Annotated in this window: 14 protein-coding genes; 4 read left to right on the forward strand and 10 right to left on the reverse strand. The window is 63.8% G+C overall.

Features of this window, described 5'->3' with window-relative positions:
• Window positions 1–48: 48 nt before the first annotated feature.
• The 6 genes from ACSQ9I_RS17510 to ACSQ9I_RS17535 all read right to left on the reverse strand — a co-directional run bounded on the left by ACSQ9I_RS17510 (window position 49) and on the right by ACSQ9I_RS17535 (window position 7,296).
• Window positions 49–504 carry a nuclear transport factor 2 family protein gene (locus ACSQ9I_RS17510; protein WP_436313907.1) on the reverse strand — a complete coding sequence of 152 codons (456 nt, stop codon included), beginning with the start codon at window positions 502–504 and terminating at the stop codon, window positions 49–51.
• A gap of 68 nt (window positions 505–572) precedes the next feature.
• Window positions 573–2,672, reverse strand: coding sequence for an acetoacetate--CoA ligase (locus ACSQ9I_RS17515; protein ID WP_436313908.1), 2,100 nt, complete (start codon window positions 2,670–2,672; stop codon window positions 573–575).
• Window positions 2,673–2,924: 252 nt separating this feature from the next.
• Window positions 2,925–4,253 (reverse strand): PQQ-dependent sugar dehydrogenase, encoded by a 1,329-nt coding sequence (locus ACSQ9I_RS17520; RefSeq protein ID WP_436313909.1) that lies wholly within the window; start codon window positions 4,251–4,253, stop codon window positions 2,925–2,927.
• A 25-nt stretch (window positions 4,254–4,278) separates the two neighbouring features.
• On the reverse strand, window positions 4,279–5,448 hold the full coding sequence (locus tag ACSQ9I_RS17525; protein WP_436313910.1) for an alpha/beta fold hydrolase: 1,170 nt from the start codon (window positions 5,446–5,448) through the stop codon (window positions 4,279–4,281).
• A gap of 113 nt (window positions 5,449–5,561) precedes the next feature.
• Window positions 5,562–6,548, reverse strand: coding sequence for an NAD(P)H-dependent flavin oxidoreductase (locus tag ACSQ9I_RS17530; RefSeq protein WP_436313911.1), 987 nt, complete (start codon window positions 6,546–6,548; stop codon window positions 5,562–5,564).
• 7 nt (window positions 6,549–6,555) lie between these two features.
• Window positions 6,556–7,296, reverse strand: coding sequence for an SDR family oxidoreductase (locus tag ACSQ9I_RS17535; RefSeq protein WP_436292831.1), 741 nt, complete (start codon window positions 7,294–7,296; stop codon window positions 6,556–6,558).
• 161 nt (window positions 7,297–7,457) lie between these two features.
• Here ACSQ9I_RS17535 and ACSQ9I_RS17540 point away from each other — a divergent pair, with 161 nt between their 5' ends.
• Both ACSQ9I_RS17540 and ACSQ9I_RS17545 read left to right on the forward strand, forming a co-directional pair.
• A complete protein-coding gene (locus tag ACSQ9I_RS17540) occupies window positions 7,458–8,048 on the forward strand; it encodes a 2-hydroxychromene-2-carboxylate isomerase (RefSeq protein ID WP_436292830.1) in 591 nt (196 codons plus the stop codon).
• Window positions 8,049–8,072: 24 nt separating this feature from the next.
• Window positions 8,073–9,713: an AMP-binding protein gene (locus ACSQ9I_RS17545; RefSeq protein ID WP_436292829.1), complete on the forward strand. Its 1,641-nt coding sequence runs from the start codon at window positions 8,073–8,075 to the stop codon at window positions 9,711–9,713.
• Window positions 9,714–9,729: 16 nt separating this feature from the next.
• Here ACSQ9I_RS17545 and ACSQ9I_RS17550 read toward each other — a convergent pair whose 3' ends face one another.
• Window positions 9,730–10,440 (reverse strand): gamma-glutamylcyclotransferase, encoded by a 711-nt coding sequence (locus ACSQ9I_RS17550; RefSeq protein WP_436313912.1) that lies wholly within the window; start codon window positions 10,438–10,440, stop codon window positions 9,730–9,732.
• 235 nt (window positions 10,441–10,675) lie between these two features.
• Here ACSQ9I_RS17550 and ACSQ9I_RS17555 point away from each other — a divergent pair, with 235 nt between their 5' ends.
• Window positions 10,676–12,304, forward strand: coding sequence for a carboxylesterase/lipase family protein (locus ACSQ9I_RS17555; protein ID WP_436313913.1), 1,629 nt, complete (start codon window positions 10,676–10,678; stop codon window positions 12,302–12,304).
• A gap of 956 nt (window positions 12,305–13,260) precedes the next feature.
• On the forward strand, window positions 13,261–13,449 hold the full coding sequence (locus ACSQ9I_RS17560) for a hypothetical protein (RefSeq protein ID WP_436313914.1): 189 nt from the start codon (window positions 13,261–13,263) through the stop codon (window positions 13,447–13,449).
• Between the two features lie 33 nt (window positions 13,450–13,482).
• Here ACSQ9I_RS17560 and ACSQ9I_RS17565 read toward each other — a convergent pair whose 3' ends face one another.
• Genes ACSQ9I_RS17565 through ACSQ9I_RS17575 form a run of 3 tightly spaced genes read right to left on the reverse strand, consistent with a single transcriptional unit; the run spans window position 13,483 to window position 16,316 of the window.
• On the reverse strand, window positions 13,483–13,971 hold the full coding sequence (locus ACSQ9I_RS17565; protein ID WP_436309196.1) for a single-stranded DNA-binding protein: 489 nt from the start codon (window positions 13,969–13,971) through the stop codon (window positions 13,483–13,485).
• Window positions 13,972–13,998: 27 nt separating this feature from the next.
• On the reverse strand, window positions 13,999–15,069 hold the full coding sequence (virB11, locus tag ACSQ9I_RS17570) for a P-type DNA transfer ATPase VirB11 (RefSeq protein ID WP_436313915.1): 1,071 nt from the start codon (window positions 15,067–15,069) through the stop codon (window positions 13,999–14,001).
• 11 nt (window positions 15,070–15,080) lie between these two features.
• On the reverse strand, window positions 15,081–16,316 hold the full coding sequence (locus ACSQ9I_RS17575) for a TrbI/VirB10 family protein (RefSeq protein ID WP_436313916.1): 1,236 nt from the start codon (window positions 16,314–16,316) through the stop codon (window positions 15,081–15,083).
• Window positions 16,317–16,318 lie beyond the last annotated feature (2 nt).

A 16,318-nucleotide genomic window follows, 5' to 3' on the forward strand; every position in this document is an offset into this window, starting at 1 on the left:
CGAGTACCACGCGGTCCGGACCCTGCCATTTCGCTGCCGCCTTTGCAACTAGCTTACGATTTGTTCGGCGGCAGCTTCTTTGAGCCCCGTTGCTGCTTGACTGGCAAGAGCACTGGCCGCTGCTTGTGAGTCTTGAAATTCCTCAAGCGCATGGACTCTACCCCAGCGTAGGGTGAACACATGGAGACCACGGTTGACATATGCATCCCCGTTAAGTAGCGTTGCAGTGCCGACCCACTCGACAAAAACATTCGTATTCCACGGCCAACCCGTTACCCAGACTTTGTTGACCTTGAGACGCAGATTGGGTTGAACACGGCCGAGGCGCTCAAACCAGCGGCGTAGTGCTGGTTTATCGTGGCGCTCACCGCCAAGCGCGTGTGTGCCAGAAACGCGATGATGGATATTTGTCGCGACTGCTTCCACCGCCTCATCCCAGCGATGATTGTTGACGTGGTCAAAAGTCTGGCGGATTCTTTTCTGAACGATGTAACCGTATAGCATACGAACTCCTATTAGCCGCGGTTTGAGTTTTTTCTATTGCCCGCCAAGGTAGTTGCCTCCTGGGTCAGCTAAGGCGGCGATGCCGACGCGCGCTGCTGCGCGAACGCCACGAACCAGTCCAGGCTGGAGGGGTTGGTCATTGCGTCCTTGTTCACTACCTTGTCCAGCGGCTGCCCCAGCAACAGCTTCTTGATCGGCAGCTCCTGCTTCTTGCCGGACAGGGTGCGCGGAATCTCGGCCACCTGGAACATCTCGTCGGGCACAAAGCGCGGCGAGAGCGCGATGCGCAGGCTGGCTGCGATGCGGGCGCGCATGGCCTCGTCGAGCACGGCGCCCGGACGCAACACCACGAACAGCGGCATGTAGCTGTCGCGGCCCAGGTATTCGAGGTCGACCACCATGGAATCGAGCACCTCGGGCAGCGCTTCCACCGCGCTGTACAGCTCGCTGGTGCCCATGCGCAATCCGCGGCGGTTGATGGTGGCGTCGCTGCGGCCGTAGATGATGCAGCCGCCATCGGAGGTGACCTTGAGCCAGTCGCCGTGGCGCCAGATGCCGGGGTAGGTATCGAAGTAGGAGGACAGGTAGCGTTTGTTCCCTTCGTCGCCCCAGAAGTACAGCGGCATCGAGGGCATAGGGCGCGTGCAGACCAATTCGCCGACCTGGTCGACGACCGGCTGGCCCTGTTCGTTCCAGGCTTCCACCGCGCAGCCGAGCAGCCGGCATTGCATCTGCCCCGGTATCTGCGGCAGCTCGCGGTTGCCGCCTATGAAAGCCCCTGCGAAATCGGTGCCGCCGGCCATGTTGCACCACCAGATATCCCCCGCAAGCTCCCCCACTGCGTGTGGGTCGCTGCCCCCCGAGGCGGCCCTCGCACCTGACGGCGGCCCGTCGGCGCTCATGCCACGTACCTTCCGCATCTGCTGCGTGCCCCAGCGCTGCACCTCCTCGCTCAAGGGCGAGCCGGTGGTACCCAGCGAACGCACGCGGCGCAGATCGCCACACTGCGCGACCTCCAGCCCCGCCTTCATGCAGTTGGCGAAGAAGGCCGCGCCGGCGCCGAAGAACGTGGTCCCGGTCTCTGCGGCAAAACGCCACAGCACGCCCCAATCGGGCTTGTCCTTGGTGCCGCCGGGGTTGCCATCGAAGATGCAGCACGTGGTGCCATTGAGCAGCCCCGCCACCTGGGCGTTCCACATCACCCATCCGGTGGAGCTGTACCAGTGATAGCGCTCGCCCAGGCTATTGGGCTGGTAGCTGCAACCCAAGTCGTTGTGCAGCACCATAAGGCCCAGGTGCACGATGACCGTGCCGCCATGGCCATGGACGATGGGCTTGGGCAGGCCAGTAGTGCCACTGGAATAGACGATCCACAACGGGTGATCGAAGGGCAGCCACAGCGGCTCGAAAGCCGCAGTCCTCGTATCGTCGCTGGCGCAGGCCTGGGCCAGCGACGTGAAGGGCTGTAGCCGCTGCGTGACCTGCGGTGCCACCCCGGGATCGGCCAGCAGCAGGAGGTGCTGCACGCTGGGCAGGCCGTCGCGAAGCTGCGCCACCACGTCGGTGCGAGTCACCTCCCGGCCCCCGTAGGTGATGCCGTCGCACGCAATCAGCACCTTGGGTGCGATCTGGCGGAAGCGGTCCAGCACCGCGTTGCTGCCCATGTCGGGCGCGCACAGGCTCCAGACGGCCCCGATGCTCGCGGTCGCGAGAAACGCGACGATGGCTTCGGGCACATTCGGCAGGTAGGCCGCCACCCGGTCGCCGGGCAGCACGCCCTGGGCCTGCAGGTGCAGCGCCAGCGATGCCACCTGTTGGCGCAGCTGCGGCCAGCCGAGTTCGCGCCGCAGCCCCTGTTCGTTGCAGCTGACGATGGCAGGAACACCGGCCGCTTGCGCTGCGTCCACATGGCGCAGCACCTGCCGGGCATAGTTGAACTGCGCGCCTTCGAACCACCGCGCGCCGGGCATGCAGGCATCGGAAAGAACCGCGCGGTGCGGAGTGAGAGACTGCAAGTCGAAGTAGTCCCACACGCTTTGCCAGAAGGCTGGCAGGTCGTCGGTGGACCAGCGCCACAGGCCGTCGTAGTCGCCGAAAGCGAGACCGCGCTGCGTGCGCAGCCAGTCCTGGTAAAGCCGGATTTGGGGAATGAAGGGTGCCGTAGTCATCACCCCTGAGATTGCGTTGAGCATGTGTTCTGTGTGGCCAAGCGACTGTGGTGATTCAACAAGGCGCGTTACCGCGGCCGGGCCAAGAACGCCGCGCGATCAATCGCCGCATTCGGGCTGGCCAACCACCGTGCGCGCGGGGACTGTATGCAGCGGCTACGGGACCAAACCGCTCGACGTCGAACACGCGCTGGCCGAGATCGATGTAGTGCCGGGACGAGCGCGCACAGCAGCGTTTGACAATGAGAAGGGCTATCCCGGCGAGCGAGCCGTGCCGGTGACGCGCCAGATCACGTTGCCTACGTCGTCGGCCACCAGCAGGGCGCCGCGCCGGTCCTGCACCACGCCAACCGGGCGGCCGCGCGCCTTGCCATCTTCGGAAAGGAAGCCGGTCAGCAAGTCCACCGGCGGACCGGCGGGCTGCCCGGCGCCGAAGGGCACGAAGATGACCTTGTAGCCGCTGAACGGACGCCGGTTCCACGAGCCGTGCTGTCCGATGAAGGCGCCGGCGCCGAAGGTGGCGGGAAGGCTCAGGCCCGGCTCGGCGAACGCCAGGCCGAGCGAGGCGGTGTGCGCCCCCAGCGCGTAGTCCGGCGCCAGCGCCTTGGACACCAGGTCGGGCCGCTGCGGCTTGACCCGCTCATCAACGTGCGAGCCGTAGTAGCTGTACGGCCAGCCATAGAAGCCGCCGTCGCGCACCGAGGTCAAATAGTCGGGCACCAGATCACTGCCGATCTCGTCGCGCTCGTTGGCGACGGTCCACAGCGTACCGGTCACCGGCTCGAGCGCCATTCCGTTCGGGTTGCGCAGGCCGGTTGCGAACAGGCGCTTGGTGCCGCTCTTCAGATCGATCTCCCAGATCGCGGCGCGGCCCTCCTCCTTGTCGATGCCGTTCTCGCCGACGTTGCTGTTGGAGCCGACCGTTGCATAGAGCTTGCTGCCGTCGCGGCTGGCGATGATGTTCTTCGTCCAGTGATGGTTCAGCGGCCCGGCGGGCAGGTCGGTCACCGGCGTGCCGGCCGCATCGATGTGCTGGGCACCGGGCGTGTAGGGGAAGCGCAGCACGCCGTCGGTGTTGGCGACGTACAGGTTGTTGCCGACCAGCGCGATGCCGAACGGCGAGTTGAGCTTGTCGGTGAAGACGCTGCGCGACTCGGCAACGCCGTCGCCGTCGGCATCGCGTAGCAAAGTGATGCGGTTGGCGCTCGGCACGCCGGCGCCGGCACGCGCCATGATCATTTTCGCCACCATGCCCCTGATGCCATCGCCGGCCCCCGACTTCGGAGGGGCATTGCTCTCGGCCACCAGCACATCACCGTTCGGCAGCACATGCAGCCAGCGCGGATGGTCGAGGCCGCTCGCGAAGGCGTTGACCCGCGTGCCCGGTGCGGGCGTGGGCTGGGCGCCGCCGGTCCAACCCTGGGGCAGTGCGATATTGACGGTAGGCAGCAAGGTTTGGTTCGGTGCGGGCAATTCCGGCTTTGCGCCAAAGCCTGCTTCGACCGGCAGCCTGGCGGAGTCCCCGCAGGCACCCAGCGCGGCTAGCGCGATGGCCGACAGCATCAAGGGAAGGAGTTTCATAACGTATCTCCCGGAGTGGGCAGGTCTAGTTCTTTGCCTGGGAGGGCATGTCGCCGAGCCACTGCATGAAACTGCCGACATGCTGAGCCCAAAGGGCGGGGATCGTCATCGTGAAATGGCCGGGTGACCTTGCCGTTCCGGGTTGAACCACGTAACGGCCCTGTTTGAGTTTTGGCACGGTGTTCTGAAGCACCTGCAGCTCGTCCGGATTGAACTCATCGTCTGAAAAATTCAGTGCGAAAACCTTCGTCCTGATCTCCGAAAGTCCAGGTTCAGGATCGTAGTTCAATGACGATTTCAGGGAGTAAAGCATATCGTTGGGGTCGACGTGCTCTGCCTGTATGCGGGTGGTCGCCAGAAATTTGTCCGCTGCCGCGCCATTGGGAATTTGTTGTTGAAGCGCTGGGGCGCTGTCGATCATCATTCGCAGCACCCTGAAGCCATTGGCCCAGCTGCGCGGCGTTTGCGTGTAGTCTCCGCCCTTCCAATCCGGATCGGAGCGGATCGCGTCGATCACCATGCGCCGCCACAAGAGGTTGCGGCCTGAGACCGAGATCGGCAGCGAGACCACCGGCATGACGCCGTCCATCATGTCGGGATAGGCTTGCGCCCACTGCCAGGCATTCATGCCGCCCATGGACATGCCAAGGATGGCGTGGAGATGCTTGACGCCCAGCGTCTCGGTCACCAGCTTGTGTTGGAGATCGACGATGTCGCCGTAGTCGTAGTCGGGAAATTTGGTCTTCAAGCCGTCGCTTGGCTTGCTCGATTGGCCATGGCCCACGCTGTCAGGAAAAATCAAATAGTAGCGCTTGGCGTCCAGCGGACGGCCTGGATCGAAGAATGCCTGGGTGAATGTCGGGCTCAGAAGGGCCCTGCTGTCTCCGCCGGTCCAATGCAGCACAAGGACGGCATTGTCAATCTCGCCTTTGGCGTTTCGATGGGGCGTACCCAGGGTCGCATAGTGAATCTTCACACGCTCCAGCGTCCCCCCGTTTCGGAACTTGTAATTCTGGAACCAGGCATCGGCCTGAATGGCATCGGCATTGACCCGCTGGTCCCAAGGTGATGCCGACCCACTGGCGGCGGCGGATGGCGGAGTCGACTGGGCAAATGCTGAACCTGCAAGCGTTGTTGCGGACAAGAGGACTCCGAGCAGCAGGCTGGCTGCCGTGCAAGCAATTTGAGACTTCATGACGATTTTCCTTGCTCCGTTTGGGACAGCGGGTCGAATCCGCGGGGACAGCCACCGCGGACTCCATTCTTGAGAAGCCGCCGACTTTGCACACGTATCAGTGAGACAGGACGCTAAGCCAGCGCAGGCTCCAGGAACCCTGCGAGCCGTCGAGCGATCAGCTGCTCGGCCTCCTCCATGATGCGGTCGATCAGTTCTTGCACCGTCGGGATGTCGTTGATCAGTCCGACCACCATGCCGCAGCTCCAGGCGCCCGCATCCATCTGGCCGTCCAACATCACGCGCGGGTAGACGCCCGCGACCTGGTCGATGATGTCGTCGAACTTGAGATCGGCGCCTTTTTCCCTCTCGATCCGGATCAATTGCTCGACCGATGAATTGGTCAGCACGCGCTCGGTGTTGCGCAGCCCGCGCATCACGAGCCGCGTGTCGAGCTCGGTGGCCGCCACGATGGCGTCCTTCACGTTCTGGTGAACCGGTGCCTCCTGCGTGGCCACGAAGCGCGTGCCCATGTTCATGCCCTCCGCGCCCAGCGCAAGCGCCGCCACCAGGCTTCGCGCGTCGGCCATGCCGCCGGAGGCCACGAACGGAATCTTCAACTCCTCGGCGGCCCGGGGCAGCAGGATCATGTTCGGCATGTCGTCCTCGCCCGGGTGGCCGCCGCACTCGAAGCCGTCCACGCTCACGGCGTCGCATCCGATCGCTTCGGCCTTGAGCGCGTGCCGCACGGATGTGCACTTGTGGATCACCTTGATGCCGGCCTTCTTGAGCGCGGGCATGTAGGCCTCGGGACTGCGCCCCGCTGTCTCGACGATGCGAACGCCGCCTTCGGCGATCGCCGCGATGTACTCGGGGTATGGCGGCGAAGACAACGTCGGCAGGAACGTGAGGTTGACGCCAAAGGGCTGGTCCGTCATCTCGCGACAGCGGCTGATTTCCTTGGCCAGGAGCTCGGGGGTCCTTTGCGTGAGGCCCGTGATGAGCCCGAGCCCACCGGCATTGGACACGGCCGCAGCCAGTTCGGCGAAGCCGACGTAGTGCATGCCGCCCTGGATGATCGGGTGGCGGATGCCGAAGAGTTCTGTGATGCGTGTTTTCATGTGTCTTTCACCAGGTTTCCATGTAGGGGCGCAGGTCCATCTCGAACGTCCATGCGTCTCGAGGCTGGGTGTGCAGGTACCAGTAGTTCTCCGCGATGTGCTCGGGGTTCAGGATGCCGTCCTGCTCCTTGAGCGCATAGCGTTCGGGGAAGTTGCTGCGGATGAACTCCGTGTCGATCGCGCCGTCGACCACGATATGGGCCACGTGAATGCCCCGCGGGCCGAGTTCGCGCGCCATGCTCTGAGCCAGGGCGCGCAGCGCATGCTTGGCGCCGGCGAAGGCCGCGAAGTTCGCTGAGCCGCGGATGCCGGCCGTCGCGCCGGTGAAAAGGATGGTGCCGCGCCCGCGCTGGACCATCCTGCGGGCAACCTCGCGCGCATTCAGGAATGCGCTGAAGGCGGCCATCTCCCAGATCTTCATGTACTTGCGCCCGGTCTCCTCCAGAATGCTGCTAGGCACGTTGGCACCGATGTTGAACACCATCACCTCGATGGGGCCGCGCTCCTTCTCGATCTGGTCGACGAGGGCGACGACGTCTTCCTCCTTCCGTGCATCGCTGCCGTACCCGAACGCCTGGCCGCCCGCCGCGCGAATGCGCTCGACGGCCGGCTCCAGCTTGTCGGCCGATCGCCGTGTCAGGCAGGCGACGTAGCCCTCGCGGGCAAAGCGCGCGCCGATGGCACTGCCAGTGGCGTCACCGGCGCCGACGACGAGAGCCACACCACGGTGGCTGGCTGATGGGTCCATACAGTCTCCTTTAGAAAACGTCCGTTGAGTCATTGCACGTTAATCAATGAACGATCGTTTGTCAATCAAAGGTAAAGCCCAAGGAAACCCCGTTGACGGAAGACCTGCAATCACATAGCGTTCGTTTATCAAACGTTCGTTAACTCAAAAGGAGCCCCTCAATGCGCAAGTCAGTCGACTTTTTCTTCGATGTCGGAAGCCCGTCGTCATACCTGGCGTGGACACAGGTGCCGGGCCTGTGCGCCAGCCTTGGCGCCGACCTCGTCTACCGGCCGATGCTGCTCGGCGGCGTCTACCAGGCCACCGGCAACGCCTCGCCGGCCACCATCCCCGTCAAGGGACGCTATACGCAAATGGACTACGAGCGCCACGCGCGCCGATATGGCGTCCCGTTCAGGGGCAATCCGCACTTTCCGGTCATCACGCTGTTCCTCATGCGCGCGGTCACCGGGATCCAGTTGCGCCGCCCCGAGCAGCTGCAGCAGCTGCTGGGCTGCGTGTTCAAGGCGCTCTGGATCGACGCGCTCAACCTGAACGATGCGCAACTCACGGCCCGCATCCTGACCGAAGGCGGATTCGATCCTGCAGAGATCGAGCGCCTGACGCAGGACGCCGAGACCAAGGCCGCGCTGAAGGCGACGACGCAGGAGGCGGTCGAGCGCGGCGTGTTCGGCGCACCCACGCTCTTCGTCGGCGACCAGATGTTCTTCGGCCAGGACCGGATGGACTTCGTTCGCGAAGCACTGTCCTGACCGAACAAAAAAAAAGGAGACAACGTGGATCAAAGAATTTGGCATGCTTCCTACCCGGCAGGACTGCCTCGTGACCTTGTGTACGGCGAGCACGACACCCTCGTCACCTTGCTCGAAGGCGCTTTCACGAGGCACGCCGCCAGGACGGCTGTGACCTGCGCCGGTGAATCGCTGACCTACGCCCAGGTCGAGCATGCATCGGCGCTGCTCGCGCGGTCCCTGCAAGCGGCCGGTCTCAAACGGGGCGACAGGGTCGCCCTGCTACTGCACAACAACCTCATCTACCCGGTAGCGTTAGCGGCGATCCTGCGCGCAGGCATGGTGGGTGTGGCGATGAATCCGCTCTACACGGCCCGCGAGTTGCAGTACCAGTTGGCCGATTCGGGGGCGTCCGCGCTGTTGGCTGGCGAGCCGTTCATCGGCCTTGTCTCCGAGGTTCTCGACCAGACGCAACTTCGGCATGTCATGACCGTGCCGATGCAAGGCGTGAAACAGGCCCTGTTCGCGACTGCCGGAGAGACGGGGGTCAAGCCTGAGCACGCCGACCCTCGCATCGTCAGCTTGCGCGACGCCACGTCCACGCTGGCAGACGCCGACTTTGCAGGCGAGGATGTCCTTCCCTCCGATCTTGCCTTCCTGCAGTACACCGGCGGCACCACGGGCGTTTCCAAAGGCGCATGCCTGACGCACCGCAGCGTGCTTGCCAGCTCGCTGCAGATGCAGTCCTGGTTGCGACTGACCCTCGAAATCCAGAACTTCGAGCTGGTCACGCCGCTGCCCCTGTACCACATCTTCCCGCTCGGCATGGCGCTGATGGCTCTGGTGAGCGGCGGACACAACCGGCTTGTCATGAATCCGCGTGACATCCAGGCCTTGTGCGCCGAGTTGCGCCGGATGCCCTTCGATGTGGTGATCGGCGTCAACACCATGTTCAACGGCATGGTGAACATGCCCGAACTGTCATCGGTCGACTTCTCGCGTTGTGGCATGGTCATCGGGGCCGGCGCCTCGATCCAGGCGGCGGTCGCGCGCAAGTGGGAGGCAGCGGGCGGGCCACCGATCACCGAAGCCTATGGCCTGACGGAGACGTCGCCCAGCGCGACCTTTAATGCGCCAGGCTGCAACGGCACCATCGGCGTGCCGGTGCCCTCCACCGACGTGCTGATCGTGGACGACGCGGGCGACCCGGTTCCGCACGGCACGCCCGGTGAGTTGCTTATCAAGGGGCCGCAGGTGTTCGCAGGCTACTGGAAACGCGAAGAAGAAACGCGCAAGGCGTTTACCAGCGATGGCTGGTTTCGCACGGGCGATGTCGTCACGATGGATGCGCAGGGACTGATGACCATCGTCGACCGCAAGAAGGACATGATCCTGGTGTCCGGGTTCAACGTGTATCCGAACGAGATCGAGGGCGTGGTCGCGCTGCATCCGGATGTGCTGGAGTGCGCGTGCGTAGGCGTGCCCGACGAGCGCTCCGGCGAAGTCCCTCACCTGTTCGTCGTGCGTCGCTCGCCGGGCCTGCAGGAGGACCACGTCGAATCACACTGCCGCAAGCTCCTGGCACCCTATAAGGTGCCTCGCCACATCACCTTTCTTGAGGCCCTGCCGAAATCGACCGTGGGCAAGATCCTCCGCAAGGAACTGCGGGCGCCAGCGGCGGCCTGATGGCGGGGATGGGGCCTCAGCCTGCAGCGCAGCGCAGGCGCTCCATCCCGACATCGCGTATGCCGAGCGTCTCGAGCTTTTGAATCGTGGCGTCGAAGTACTCGCGGCAGGTGCCGAGGCTGCCCGCTCCTGTGTTGATCATCCGGGCCATCTCATGCAGGGAGAGCGTCTTCGTGTAGCGCGGATGCGATCGGTTGACCGTAAAGGTGATCGCGCGCACGGCCCGGCCGTCCACATCAGCAGTCACCCATCGCGGTTGGTAAACCTCGGTCAGCATCTCCCTTCGCCAGAGCACCCGCAGCTCATCACGCACCTTGCGCGGCTCGATCTGCAAAAGCACTCCCTGACACGCGCCACCCCGGTCAAGGGCGAGCATCAGCCCGGGGCACTCTTGCGACCCCCGCCCGATGACCGAGAGCAGGCAGAAGGCGCGGTGCCAGCCGTGAACTTTCGCCGGACGCGCGCCAGTGTGCTCCACCGCGGGATTCCACATCAGCGATCCATATCCAAACACATGAACAGCTGTATCGCCATCATGCCGCGACAGGATGCCTTCGATCGACGCTTCCAGTTCCTCGGCCGTGCGCAGCCGCGCTCCCTCCGGAAGCTGCGCATAGACGTACGCCATGAAGCCGTCGTCGAGGAGCCCTTCGCGAGTGACTCGCGCGGGCTCGACCACCGCCCTCGATCCAGCTCGGTCGTCCTCGCGCGGGCTGAGATAACGCATGAGCGAGCCTCTCGGGAAATCGTGTTGACAGGGCGCGAACTTTAACATTGAATTCGTTTACTAAACGATAGTTAAATACACTGACTTCCATGATCCAAGTGCAGCGTCGCGGACTGACGAAGGTCTGGCCGCGCGATCTGATTGCGAGACTGATTCACTTTTCGGCGCAATGGAATGCCGCTGGCCCCGAGATAGATGGAAGCGTGGCCGCTAATGCACGAACCAGGAGTTTTCCATGACCCATCGTTCATTCTCACTAGCCTTCTGGATTGCCATGAGCGCCGCGGCCCTTGCACAGGTTGGCTGTGTGTATAAGGCCGGGGTTGCAGTCGATGCAGGCCGCTCGACGGCAACGATCGAGAACGGCAGCGTCAAAGGCCTTGCAAAAGGAGACGCGGAGGTGTTCCTCGGACTGCCTTTCGCGGCGCCGCCAATGGGAAGCCTGCGTTGGGCTCCCCCCGAGAGAGCCGCTTCCTGGCAGGGCGTACGAGACGGGACGGTCGCTGGACCTAGTTGCCCGCAGATGGGTGGTTCCCCGGTCATCGGTCGAACGGAGAACGAAGACTGCCTCTATCTCAACCTCTATCGTCCCGCAGGCACTGCTTCGGGCACATCGCTCCCGGTACTTGTGTATGTTCACGGCGGGGCCAATACGGTCGGCGGCGCCGTCCAGATCGACGGCGCTCGCATGGCGGCAGAGAACCGGGTTGTGGTCGTTGCCATCAATCACCGCCTCGGATCACTCGGTTTCTTGAATCATCCCGCCCTCGCCCAGCAGGCCAAGGATCGCCTGGCGGGAAACTATGCATTGCTCGACATCAAAGCAGCGCTGGAATGGGTTCAACGCAACATCGGTGCATTCGGCGGCAATCCCACCAAGGTTACGTTGGGAGGAACCTCGTCAGGAGGAACCAATGTTTGCGCGCTCCTTGTCAACCCTGGTACCGCTGGGCTTCTTCATGCGGCGATTATTTCCAGTGATGATTGCTTGCGGGACGTTGACACGGTCGCGCAATCGGAGGCGCGCGCGGCAGCCTTTGCAACCAAGCTTGGATGCGCGAACCCGGAGAATGTCGTGACCTGCTTGCGCTCCAAGAGCGCCGGCGAGTTGGTGACTGCCGGAGGCGCCTGGAATCCACATATCGATCCCAAAGGCTTCCACCGCAAGCCTGCGATCGAGTTGATGGCAGCAGGCGAATGGAGGGCGGTGCCTGTATTGCTGGGCAGCACGCGCGAAGAAGGTCGTAGTTCCGGCGCGGCTTTCGCCAACTTCACGGCCCAGGCGTACGCGGCCTGGGTAACCCGGCTCGTCGGGGCTGACCGTGCCCCAGCGTTGCTGGCAGCGTATCCAGCGGACAAATACTCGGGCCAGTACGCGCTGCCCAATGTCATCGGCGACTTCATTACCGACAGCGGAATGCGCGGTCTCGGCGGTTGCACCAACCTGGCGCTGGCGAGATATCTCGCGCGGCAAACGCCGACTTACTATTATCAGTTCGAGGATCCAAACCCACCGGCGCCCTCGACGCCGCCCGGCTATGAGTTTCGCGCGTCACATGGTCTCGATACTCCGTTCACGTGGCCCGATTCACCTCACATGGCGCAGTTCTCCTCCACACGGTTTACCGAAGCGCAGTGGCAGTTGTCGAAGGAGATGACCCGCTACTGGGCCGCGTTCGCCAGAAACTTCAACCCGGAGGTTCCCGGCCAGGCGGCGTGGCCCCGATTGATCGCGGACGGATCGTTGATGTCGCTGCGGCCGGGCGGACGGAGCCAAGCCTCGCCTGTCGCACAGTTTGCAGAGTTCCACAAGTGCTCACTGTGGGAAAAGATGCCCTGGGTGCTCGATCGCGGCGAACGCTGATCTGCTGCGATGCGGAACGGAGATGACTCCCTCGTCATCGCACGAACCGCAGGGATTGGGCGAGCCGAGACGCCTGCCTGACCCGCGAAGCCGGTGCGCATCATCGTGCCGTCCACCGCGGGCAGCCCTTGGGATCCGATGGCCCACCCACAATCTCGCCGATCGCCAGGGGCAGGCTTTCGAACAGCCGTTCGTCGTCGAGAACAAGTCGGGCGCGACCAGAACGATCGGCAAGGATCAGGTCGCGAAATCTCCGGCAGCGCGCTGGGCGTGATGTTCATGCCTCACACGCTGGTGCCGGGACTGTTCCCGGAGATGCCCTACGACACGCGGAACGACCTGGTCCCGTGAAGTGATGATGGCGGAAATGATCGTGTAGCCGGCCCCGTAGGCTTCTCCCTGCGCGAGTCGATCACTTTGCACTGTGACATGGAGCGGAGTCAGCAGACCCCAGGAAGCTTCATGTTGTGCTCGTACAAATGAATCCGCATCCCCGCTTTGGGGGGGTGACATTCCCTGGAGGCGTCTGCCTTTCCGTACACCCAGCATCCAGCGGTGTCCAGTCGCGTCGCACAGCCCGCACCGCGATACGGTGCCTCATCGGGGAAGAACGACAGGCGCCCTCTTCCAAGACGCGACACGAATTGCCGGAAATGTGCGAAACAGTGACACGTCATGCCGGAAATTAGGTTCTGTCGAAGCGGCGAACCTGAAAAGCAGCGCCGTCCATTGCCGAAATCAGCGCCAAACGTTCTCGAAATTCACATCAGTCTCCGAACCCGCATCTCTTCGAGGGAAAGCGGGTTTTTCTTTGCCTCAAGCCAATCCGCGGCATAGCATGCCATGTCGGTACTTTGTCGGTACTTTGTCGGTACTTTGTCGGTATTTTTGCAGGTACCTGCGCTGGTCCCGACATCAGGTACCGACACGCCGTACCGACAAGCCAAGGAGCGGCGATGCTGACAGACACGTTCGTGAGGCAGGTGAAGCACAAGGGTGCCGCGATCGGCGAGCGTTACGCCGACGGCGGCGGCATGTACCTGCGCGTTCGACCGGAATGCCCGGTCACGATGGCCCGGAACGGGCGGTCACGATGCGCCGGAATACCCATCCAGGTCATGTTGCGCTGTCCACGCTCGGTATGACTTTAGACGCCTGGGGCAGGCCAAGCGTGTCGGTCACAAACGCGCGCCCGCTGCCTCTTGCTCAAGAGACTCGCGCACACTTCCGAGCATCCCCGACAAGTCGGCGAGGGACACATCGCGCCTCCTGCCGCTGGCGCGATCCCTGAGCAGCTTCTCAATCGACGACAAGCCCTTCGCTGCCAGTACCACGCGATCTCTTCGCGGCGCACCACTGATCACCTTCAACTCGTCCACCAGAATTTCAAAGCCGCGTCGCTGGCTGCCATCGCGCCCGGTCCAGCGTGTTGATCGCAGCCGGCCCTCCACAAACACCTCGGCCCCCTTTCCCAGCGTGGACAGAGCCCACTGGGCCAGCCGGCCTTTGCAGACCAGCCGATGCCACTCGGTGTGCTCGACGTCCTGGCCGGCCTTGTCCGTCCAGCGCTCGTTGGTCGCCAGGTTAAGAATCGCAAGGACATCCTCGGCCGAGCCGGCCCGCTCCGCATCCCGGCCAAGACGTCCGATCAGTTGCACATGATTCATGTCCATCTCCTACTGTTGCCGGATCATCTAGCCCACGACGGATAGCGCATGCATCGGGTCGTAGTAGACGGCCGGGACGTGCCGCCCTAGCTCGCGATCGAACACCAACTGCACGACGACATGCACCAGCGTGTGCAGCAGCCGCATGATCTCCTGAAGCGCCAGGCTGCGGCCCTCGTCGGACGCCTTGATCAACAGCGCGATCCGAACGAACGCCTCCTGTGGCGAGTTTGCATGAACGGTCGTGACGCCGCCCGGGTGCCCCGAGTTGAGAACGTTCTGCACGTAGTAGAAGGTCTCGTCACCGCGCAGTTCGGCGAGCAGCACGCGGTTGGGCGTCTTGCGCATCACGGCCTGCAGCACCTGTTTGGCCGTGGCACCCACCACACGCTCGCCGGCATGCGAATCCCGCCGATAAAAGAGCGCCTGCGAGTTCGGATGATTGCGCAGCGGCATCTCCGGCGTGTCCTCGACGGTGATGAGTCGCTCCCAGGCCGGGATCAACTCGATGAGGGCACGGATAAAGGAGGTCTTGCCGCTGCCGGTGGCACCGGAAACGATCAGGTTCTGATGTTCTCTCACCGCCCGTGCGAAGAATGCCGGCCAGTCACCCGCCTTGGCCAGATCCCATAGCTCGACCTGTGCCGGCTCGAGATGAACGAGCAGTCGCGCACGCTCGTCATCCGACAGAGATGCCGAGTGCACATGCCGCGTGCGCTGGAAGTAGCGCTGCTCGACAAACTGGCCCAGCTCGAAGGACTGGCTCGTGTGCTTGCGCAGGTTGAGGTAGATCATCCCGCGCGCCGCGGTCGGCGGCATCGTCATCTCGATGCGCTCGCCACCTGGCAGGTAGGCAGACAAGATCGGGTCGCCCTCGTCGAAGGGCTTCTGGGAGATGTTCGCCAGGAAGTTGCCCAGCGCCTGAAGGTACTCGAAGCTGATCGCGGGCGCCTCGACCTGCTCCCACACGCCGCGCTTCCACAGCTGCACGACTCCCGGCGCGTTCACCGCTACCTCGTTGACACTCGGATCGGCCAGCCAGCCTTCGAATGCACGCAGGTGCGCCAGGATCGAAACGTACTTGTCGGGTGCGCCCATGACCGCGCTGCTCAGTTCACCGATGCGGCCGGACGCAACTCGTAGACCGTCGAGAAGTCGACGTCCCGCGCCACGAAGATCTTGATGACCTCGCCCTGGTTCTTGTACAGGCTCGGCCGCAGCTGGCTGCCCTGTTTGAGCATCTCCTCGACGATCGACTTGGTCGTGCTGCCCGTGTTGTTCAGCTGCGAGAGCGAACCCTGCGTGCCGATGTTGTATGTATCGCCGTAGGTAGCGCCCGCTGATCGCGAGGCGCGCGCGTCGTCCCGAGCGATGTAGCTCTGCTTGGCATCCTCGAACAGCGAAAAGAACACCGCGCCGGCAAAGCGCTCGAACCACTTGTTGTCGACATAGCCGGAGGTGCCTGCGCGGCCCAGCGCATCGGTACCGGGCGAATTGAGCTGGACCGAGACGAAGTTCGGCGTCACAGCGCGGGACCAGAGGGTAAAGATCGTCTTCTGGCCGGCCTGCAGGCCCTGCGCGTACTCGCCCTCCATAGTGGTGCCGGCTTCCATCAGCACCACCTTGCCGTCCATCGACATCACCGGCGCGCTCAGGATGCACTTGAGGAAGCCTGGCTGGTCGGTCAGGATCGCCGTCAGCAAGGTGCAATCCGGCAGCGTGCCCTTGGCCAGGGTCATCGACGGATTGCGGTTGATGGTCGCGCTGGCGCCCGGCGTGATCGTGGCGGACAGTGCGCTCGCCAGGGCATTCGTGCCGCCTTGCGGCGTCGAGGCGCCGGGCAGGCCAGACGCCGTCGTCACTACAGCACCCAGCTGCGCCGCAGCAGCCGACACCGGCTGCGTCGCGGCAAGGTTGATCGCGCTCTTGCGGCGGCGCTCGCGGACACGATCCTCCTCCGTCATGCCGCCCTGGGCGGCGGGCTGGCCGGTGTCGGGTTTCTTTTCGAGCTCGGGGCAGTTCAGGCCGATCGGAAGACGCAGGCCGCCGGGGCACTCCACGTACGTCGGCGGACCGGCCACCGGACCGAGCGCCAGCGGGACCTTGACCTCGGGCGCGGCGAGCGGCCGGGCATCGGTCTTGGGGTCATTCTTCGATGCTGCCTGCGCCCCGAAGAGGCCGAAGTAGTTGTTCTTGCTGGCGATCCCGAAGAGGATCAGCAGCGCCGCCACGGTCGACGTCGCCACCAGGATCAGCTTCTGCCCGGGCGCGACGGCGCGCTTGCGCTCGACCAGGCCCTCGCGCTCTTCCTCGGCAACCGGTGCTTCCCTTTTCTGCTCGAACATCG

Source organism: Variovorax sp. LjRoot84 (genome assembly GCF_964254305.1).
Lineage (GTDB): Bacteria > Pseudomonadota > Gammaproteobacteria > Burkholderiales > Burkholderiaceae_C > Variovorax.